The organism is Pedobacter sp. HMWF019, from assembly GCF_003061025.1.
GTDB lineage: Bacteria > Bacteroidota > Bacteroidia > Sphingobacteriales > Sphingobacteriaceae > Pedobacter.
On the sequence record NZ_QAIL01000581.1, the window covers coordinates 54,677 to 62,656 of the forward strand.

The 7,980-nt window shown below is 38.0% G+C and carries 9 protein-coding genes; 4 read left to right on the forward strand and 5 right to left on the reverse strand.

The window, feature by feature from the left end:
• Positions 1-399, forward strand: a 399-nt coding sequence (locus tag DBR11_RS27915; RefSeq protein ID WP_108555824.1) for a GreA/GreB family elongation factor, incomplete at its 5' end; no start/stop codon positions are given.
• A gap of 69 nt (positions 400-468) precedes the next feature.
• Positions 469-1,233, forward strand: coding sequence for a type I methionyl aminopeptidase (map, locus tag DBR11_RS27920; protein ID WP_108555814.1), 765 nt, complete (start codon positions 469-471; stop codon positions 1,231-1,233).
• On the opposite strand, the gene DBR11_RS27925 is transcribed toward map, so the two are convergent.
• Entirely contained in the window at positions 1,230-2,120 is an 891-nt protein-coding gene (locus DBR11_RS27925) for a LysR family transcriptional regulator (protein WP_108555815.1), read from the reverse strand. The genes map and DBR11_RS27925 overlap by 4 nt on opposite strands.
• 91 nt (positions 2,121-2,211) lie before the next feature.
• On the opposite strand from DBR11_RS27925, the gene DBR11_RS27930 reads away from it, so the two are divergent.
• Complete coding sequence (locus tag DBR11_RS27930; RefSeq protein ID WP_199233987.1) at positions 2,212-2,934, forward strand: trans-aconitate 2-methyltransferase; 723 nt, start codon at positions 2,212-2,214, stop codon at positions 2,932-2,934.
• A gap of 74 nt (positions 2,935-3,008) precedes the next feature.
• On the opposite strand, the gene gap is transcribed toward DBR11_RS27930, so the two are convergent.
• Genes gap through pfkA form a run of 3 tightly spaced genes read right to left on the reverse strand, consistent with a single transcriptional unit; the run spans position 3,009 to position 5,848 of the window.
• A complete protein-coding gene (gene gap / locus DBR11_RS27935) occupies positions 3,009-4,010 on the reverse strand; it encodes a type I glyceraldehyde-3-phosphate dehydrogenase (protein ID WP_108555816.1) in 1,002 nt (333 codons plus the stop codon).
• Positions 4,011-4,015: 5 nt separating this feature from the next.
• Positions 4,016-4,858: a hypothetical protein gene (locus tag DBR11_RS27940; protein ID WP_108555817.1), complete on the reverse strand. Its 843-nt coding sequence runs from the start codon at positions 4,856-4,858 to the stop codon at positions 4,016-4,018.
• A gap of 3 nt (positions 4,859-4,861) precedes the next feature.
• Positions 4,862-5,848, reverse strand: a complete 987-nt coding sequence (gene pfkA / locus DBR11_RS27945; protein WP_108555818.1) for a 6-phosphofructokinase — start codon at positions 5,846-5,848, stop codon at positions 4,862-4,864.
• A gap of 118 nt (positions 5,849-5,966) precedes the next feature.
• Here pfkA and DBR11_RS27950 point away from each other — a divergent pair, with 118 nt between their 5' ends.
• Complete coding sequence (locus DBR11_RS27950) at positions 5,967-6,656, forward strand: NUDIX domain-containing protein (RefSeq protein ID WP_108555819.1); 690 nt, start codon at positions 5,967-5,969, stop codon at positions 6,654-6,656.
• 56 nt (positions 6,657-6,712) lie between these two features.
• On the opposite strand, the gene DBR11_RS27955 is transcribed toward DBR11_RS27950, so the two are convergent.
• Complete coding sequence (locus tag DBR11_RS27955; RefSeq protein ID WP_108555820.1) at positions 6,713-7,570, reverse strand: N-acetylglucosamine kinase; 858 nt, start codon at positions 7,568-7,570, stop codon at positions 6,713-6,715.
• Positions 7,571-7,980 lie beyond the last annotated feature (410 nt).

Sequence of the window (7,980 nt, forward strand, 5' to 3'; positions counted from 1 at the left end):
AACCAATTGATCATTACCAGGAAAGAATACGACTTGTTATCCAATCATTTAAAATTAAGTAGCAGATTGTCTGATTTTAACAAAGATAAATTACATAATGAACTCAAGTCCGCAAAGATTGTTACAAAGGATAACTTGCCGGAGGATGCTATTGTCCTGGATTCTCTGGTCACTATACAGGATGAGGAAACTGCACAGGAATTTACCTTTCATCTGGTCACACCTGAAGAGGCAAACATGAGACTGAATAAACTTTCGGTACTGGCTCCAATTGGAATTGCTTTACTGGGATATACCAGTGGAGCACGGGTGGACTGGGAAATGCCAACAGGTGTTAAGAAATTTAAAATAATCAAGGTGAGTAGATTCGTTAGTGAAAATGACAAGGAAATCGCATAATAGAAGGTAATTTCTGAGCGTACTTAGCAATTTTTGGTAACTTTGTGAATCATCTTAAAATTAAATTTTATGTCAGTAAGTACAGAAGAAGAATTTATAGGAATGCAGGAGGTCAGCAGGGCTGTAGCGTCTACGCTAAAACAAATGCGCGATTTTGCTAAGCCCGGAATGTCAACAAAAGAATTGGATGATTTTGGTGGTCAGATACTGGAAAGCTTTGGCGCTAAATCTGCACCGAAACTCACTTATGACTTTCCCGGATGGACTTGCATCAGTATAAATAACGAAGCGGCACATGGTATCCCCTCAGAGGAGAAAATTCTTTTAGATGGTGATTTAATCAATATAGACGTTTCTGCTGAACTGAATGGTTTCTGGGCAGACAATGGTGGTTCTTTTGTTCTTGGTGAGGATATTCATCATCACTTACGGTTGGTTAATGCTTCTAAGGAAATTCTAAACAAGGCTATTGGTAAAATAAAAGGTGGTGTTAAAATTTCAGAAATTGGCAGGCTGATAGAAACAGAAGCAAAAAAACAAGGTTATACGGTGATCAGAAATCTGGCTGGACATGGTGTTGGAAGAAGTCTTCATGAGGCTCCGGAAGGCATTCTGAATTGTTATGATAAATACAATATGGAGAGGTTCAGGAAGAATTCTACTGTGGCTATAGAAACCTTTATTTCTACAAAGTCAACATATGCCGTTGAACAGGAAGACGGTTGGACACTGAAAGGGAATAAGGGAGGCTTTGTAGCCCAGCATGAGCATACTATTCTGGTTACAGATGGAGAACCACAAATCCTTACCATTTCCAATGGTATATTTGATTAAGTTCTGTTAGGATTAGGATCATATTTTTCTATAAACCATTTTAGGGCTTCCTGATTGTTGTTGTTTTTGTATGCCAACACAACTTCTGTGTAGATAGATAGGTTTTTCAGATCGGCAAAGTGAATTTGCAAGTATTTGTAATGCTCTTTTAGGGAGTGGGGTAAAATGGATACACCCGCTCCACTTTCCACCAGCCTCAATATGGAATGTACATTGTTTGCTTCATGAGAAAGTTGGGGGCTAAAACCCAGTCTGTTGCATATTTCAATTAACTTCTGATGATAGGCTGGTGCATAATCACGGTTAAAAAATATAAAAGGTTTTTCGGCCAAGTAGTTTCCAAGTGCCTCATTTGACGAAAACTGAGGGCTATTTACAGGCAGGACTGCAATGAAAGGATCGTAAAAAAGTGTATTCAGGGTAAGTTGTGTTGATGCTATGGGCGCACGCATAATTCCTATATCAAGTTTCCCTTCTTCCAGCGCATGAATTTGCTTTTGAGTGGGAAGTTCATAAAGTTGTATGGAAAGGAAGGGAAAACGTAGCCGCATCTCTTTTAATACCTCCATCAGCAGGGGATGATAGGTGGAGCTGATATAACCAATCCTGAATTCTCCATTCAGGTGATTGTGGATTTGTTTAACGGTATTCTTTGTTTCGTTGATCCTTGTTAAAATTTCATCTACTTCTTTCTTAAAATAGAGCCCGGCATTGGTGAGTGTAACGCGCTTGTTATTTCGGGTGAAGAGCTCTGCGCCGAGTTCTTCTTCCAGTTCTCTGATCTGCCGGCTAAGTGGAGGCTGTGAAATGAATAGTTTTTCTGCTGCTTTTCTGAAATGAAGTTCTTCGGCAACCATTTTGAAGTAAAGTAAATGTCTAAGTTCCATTGATATCTATTAGGTATCGTTTATAGGAGTAATTGATATTTTTAAACTATCAATTATAAGGATAGTTTTGGTTAAATTAAAATGAAAAGATATGAATCATCAAGACATAAAGAAATCATCTTTGGAAGAGATTAGAGAGCGGTTTGACAAGGATGTGGAGCGGTTTTCTAATCTGGAGACCGGGCAACAGACCACAATTGATGCGCCCGTTACCCTTGAACTCACCACAAGTGCTGCCCTTTTTGTAAACCCAGGTGCCAAAACACTACTCGATATTGGCTGCGGAGCAGGTAACTATAGCCTGAAAATGCTGGAGAAAATCCCAGGTTTGGATTGTACACTGGTTGATTTGAGCAGACCAATGCTGGATAAAGCAAAGGAAAGGATTTCAGCAGCGACCTCTGGTACCGTAGATATCTTACAAAAGGATATACTCGAGGCAGAATTTCCCATAGAACATTTTGATATTATTCTTGCAGCAGCGGTGTTGCACCATCTGCGTGAAGATGCAGACTGGGAGCGGGTATTCTCAAAATTGTACCAGTCGCTTAAGCCAGGAGGGAGCTTTTGGATTTCAGACCTTATTGTACACGATGCAGTACATTTAAATCAATTGTTTACACAAAGGTATGCTGAATATCTTGAAGGATTGGGTGGTCCGGAATACAGACAAAAAGTATTTGATTATATAGAAAAAGAAGATACGCCGCGGTCTATTAATTTCCAATTGGATTTAATGAAGAAGATTGGCTTCAGAGATACCGAAGTTTTACATAAAAATGGGTGCTTTGCCGCCTTCGGCGGGATTAAATGAGGAAAAAAAAGAAAGGGATGTCGCATCCACGCACATCCCTTTTCTAACCAAATATAAACCTGTATGAACGGGTTTTACTTTAAGTTTCCGTAATATTCTACGAATTTCGCTAATGCAGAAGAATAGCCCCATTCGTTATCATACCAGGAAACAACTTTTACAAAGTTATCATTTAAGGAGATACCAGCTTTTGCGTCGAAGATAGAAGCATGGTCATCACCAATAAAGTCAGAAGAAACAACTTCTTCGTCTGTATAGGCCAGCACACCTTTTAACTCGCCTTCAGAAGCTGCTTTCATTGCAGCTTTGATTTGCTCGTAAGTAGCTGGTTTTTCTAAACGTGCAGTTAAATCTACTACAGAAACGTCTGCAACAGGTACGCGGAATGACATACCGGTTAATTTTCCTTTTAATTCAGGAAGAACCATTCCTACAGCTTTAGCAGCACCAGTTGAAGAAGGGATGATGTTAGAGAAACCACCACGGCCACCTCTCCAGTCTTTTGCAGAAGGACCATCAACTGTTTTTTGAGTTGCAGTTACAGCGTGGATGGTACTCATTAAACCTTCAACGATACCGAAGTTATCATTTAATACTTTAGCGATTGGTGCTAAGCAGTTTGTAGTACAAGATGCGTTAGAAACGATAGTTTGATCTGCCGTTAATTTATGGTGGTTAACACCCATTACATAAGTTGGAATGTCGCTATCTTTAGCAGGAGCAGAGAAAACGACTCTTTTAGCACCAGCAGCAATATGTTTTTCAGCATCAACACGTGTTAAGAATAAACCAGTAGATTCAATTACGGTTTCTACACCAACTTCATTCCATTTTAAGTTTGCAGGGTCTCTCTCTGCTGTAATACGGATTGTTTTTCCGTTAACTACTAAATGTCCGTTTTCTACTTCAATAGTTCCGTCAAAACGTCCGTGAGTAGAATCATATTTTAACATATAAGCCATATAATCCGGCTCAACAAGATCGTTGATGGCAACAATATCTAATCCTCTTTTTAATGCAGCTCTGAAAACCAGTCTGCCGATACGGCCAAAGCCGTTTATTCCAATTTTGCTCATATTATTTAATTTGAATAGTAGTTAAGTAAATTATATATTGGTTCTTTAGTAATGGTGGTAATTTCGATGCCATGCTTTTTGGCAATGGCTCGCAATCTGTCCTGAAAATGTCCGGCAACGATACCCACAAAATGAATTTCTTTGTCAGGGTGCAGTTTGATAACAGGCAACAGGTAAATATTAATATAGCGTTCAAAGGCTTCATCAATACATTTCTGTATAAAACTATGATTTCTGTTATCTACAAAAAAATCAAAAAAAGAACTTAGAAACTGCTGTGCCAGCGGTTTTTTGTAAATTCTGTCCAGAACCTGCGCACGGTCCAGAGTATATTTGTTGTCCAGCTGGCTGGATAACTCTTCCGGAAGTTTCTCAGTCATAAAACTTTTTAGGAGCATTTTCCCTAAATAGTTGGAAGAGCCTTCATCTCCAAGAATAAAACCTAAACCAAAGTTGTTGGCTTCCAGGTTTTTTCCGTCGAAATAAGCACAGTTGGCCCCGCTGCCCAAAATTCCTATAATTCCGCTATTGGTATAGCAAGCAGATATGGCTGCACCATACAGATCATCTTTAACCGAGATTTTACTATATTTAAAGAACATCGATAGCGTTTCAGTCAGCTCGCTGATCCTTTGCTCTGAAGTCGCTCCAGCCGCAAAAACATACATTTTCTTTATGCTTTCTGCATAATTGATCAATGTTGTTTTCTTGTTTAGCATTTGAAGGATAGACTTTTGATCATTAAAACAAGGATTAATGCCAGGCATACTGCATTCTGCGATGGTTTTTCCATCCTTAGCTATTTTCCAAAAAGCTGTTTTAGAACCACTGTAAACTACCGCTACCATATGTTATATTGATAAAACCTTTGTCATCTCTAACAGATCACTTTCCAGCTTAAAAGTATGATTGCTTAATGCATCATCTATACTGGTCGTTTTAATGTCATTTCCACGCAAACCAACCATTTGTCTGGTGTTACCCTTCAACATTTCATTAACAGCAGCAAATCCTAAACGGCTGCCTAAAATTCTGTCGAAACTGCTCGGACTACCGCCACGTTGCAGGTGTCCTAATATGGTTACCTTGGTGTCGTAATGATTAAATTTCTCTTTCACCCTTTTTGCAATATCATAAGCTCCGCCAGCTTTATGGCCTTCGGATACAATAACGATACTGGAAGATTTTTTAGTACTTGCACCTGAAGCCAACTGGGCAACAAGTTCATCTATACTGGTGTGACGTTCTGGCAGCAAAACTGCTTCAGCACCGCTTGCTACGGCGCTTCTTAAAGCAATACATCCGGAATCACGGCCCATAACTTCTATAAAGAACAGACGGTCGTGAGAATCAGCAGTATCTCTGATCTTGTCAATAGCTTCTATAACGGTATTAATAGCTGTGTCGTAACCCAAGGTAAAGTCTGAACCGTAAAGATCATTATCAATGGTACCTGGAATACCCATTACTTTTATGTCATATTTTTTGGAAAAATTGCGGGCTCCGGTAAATGTACCATCACCACCAATTACGATTAATCCATCGATATCACGGGCTTTTAAATTTTGGAAGGCTGTTTCCATGCCTTCTTCTGTTTTAAACGCTAAACAACGGGCTGTTTTTAAGATTGTACCACCAAGATGAATGATATTACTTACAGAGCGAGCATCCATCGGATTAATATTATTATTAATTAACCCCTGATAACCTTGTAAAACTCCAAACATATTAATACCATTGTATATGCCAGTTCGAACAACAGCTCTTATGCAAGCATTCATCCCCGGAGCGTCTCCTCCAGAGGTAAGTACAGCGATATTTTTTATATTTGGTCTCATCTTAATTATATTACGAATATAGTGTGTATTTACTACACTAAGTAATTTATTTTTATTTTTTTTATGTAATATTGCATCAAGTACATTTATTTGCTTCTGTATTTAAAAATTTAATGGTTTGAAAGAAGATTTACCACAGTTTAATTCAACGTTCTCTATTGATTGTGTTGTATTCGGATTTGATGAAGGAGAATTAAAAGTTCTGCTGATTGAAAGAAATGAAGAACCATTTAAAGACTGGTGTGCATTGCCAGGAAATTTGGTTAGGGTAGACGAGAGTCTGGATCAGTCCGCTTCGCGGATTTTGAAGGAACTCACTGGTCTGGGTGATATTTTTATGGAGCAATATTACACCTTTGGAGATGTGCAGCGCCACCCTCAGGGTAGGGTTATAAGTATTGCCTATTATGCATTGCTGAGACTGGGGGGAGATAAGGCTTTAAAGCCTCTTACAAGTTATGCGAAAAAGGCCTTCTGGAAAAATGTAAGCGACCTTCCAAAACTGGCTTTTGATCATCAGATGATCTTTGAAAAAGGCCTGGAAAAAATTAAGCGCAGAATTAAACATCAACCCATTGCTTTTGAGCTTTTACCAGAAAAATTTACACTAACTCAGTTGCAGAATGTATATGAACTTATTATTGGTAAGAAGCTGGACAAGAGGAATTTCAGAAAAAAGATGCTGAGTTTTGGCGTGCTGAAAGAATTGGATGAAAAACAAAAGGGGGTTTCTTTCAGGGCGGCTATGCTGTATAAATTTGACCGGAGGAAATACGCTAAATTATTTGGTAAAGAGATTTCTTTTTAAGACGGGTTTCTATAAATAAACAAAAAATCCCCGGAACTTAAGCTCCGGGGATTTTTTTATGCTTTTGATTTACTCAAATGATAGTCTACCAGATCATCTATAGGTGAGCGGATAATTTTTCCAACACCCATTTCATATCGGTCGGCAACAATGCTCAGGATATCTCTGAAGCTATATCCTACAGAACCTACACAGTTTAATTTGTACGATTTGTAGTTGGGATAATGGATCACCAGATTCTCAAAGAAGGCTGTAAAAGCATATTCTATTGTAGAGAAAGTGTAATCTTCATAATTATCTTTGTAGTCATATAAGAATTTACTGAAACTTGCGCAAAAACGGTTTGGTAGGGGTTTGTTGTATATATGATCAAAAATATCCTCGTTGGTCAAGGCAAAATTATCATAGAAACTTTCTCTCAAACCTTTTGGCATATAGCCTTTCATGTAATCACTTAAAATGCGTTTTCCAATAAAACACCCGCTTCCCTCATCGCCCAGGAAGTAACCAAGAGAATCAATGTTCAGGGTAATATCGGTGCCATCATAAAGGCAACTGTTTGTTCCAGTTCCAAGAATGGCAGCAAATCCTTCTTCATCACCAAGCAACGCTCTGCAGGAGGCCATCAAATCGTGGCCTATACTTACTTTTGCATTAGGAAAAACCTGCTGCATAGCATCTTCAACAATTTTTCTCTTGGCGTCTGTTGAGCAGCCTGCACCGTAATAATAAACTTCAGTCAGTTTATCTGCTTCCACATGGTCTGGAAGGGTTTTTCTTAACGAATCAATGATATACTCTGTGCTTGAAAAGTAAGGATTGTATCCTTCTGTATTAAAATGAATTTTTCTACCTGCTTCATTAATTAAGCACCAATTGGTTTTGGTTGAACCACCGTCTGCAATAACTATCATCTTAATTTGTTTTTGTGGTGATAAAAGTAAAAAATACGACCACTTCTGAGTGATTTTTTTTCATTAGAATCTATTTGTTTTTTTATTCGTATAAAAGAGGCTTCATCAGATCATTTTTTTTATTTGATATACGCCTTTTTTATTCAATTTAATTTATATTGTTTCAAGGTTGCTCGTCTTAATTCCTGTCGTTTAATCGCCTTAAAAGGGAACAAAATTCTCACCTTAAATCCGGAGGATTTTGGCTCGAAAAATAGGGTCTTTTAAGGGGTCTTAAATTACAGAATTAAGATATTGTTAAAAAAACACTAAGCCTAAATTACATTTGTTATTTTGAATTCCAAATTTTAATAGCTCATTTCTGTTTTTTTGACAAATGGCAAGGTGTTTTTTTAATTGTTTTTTATTGA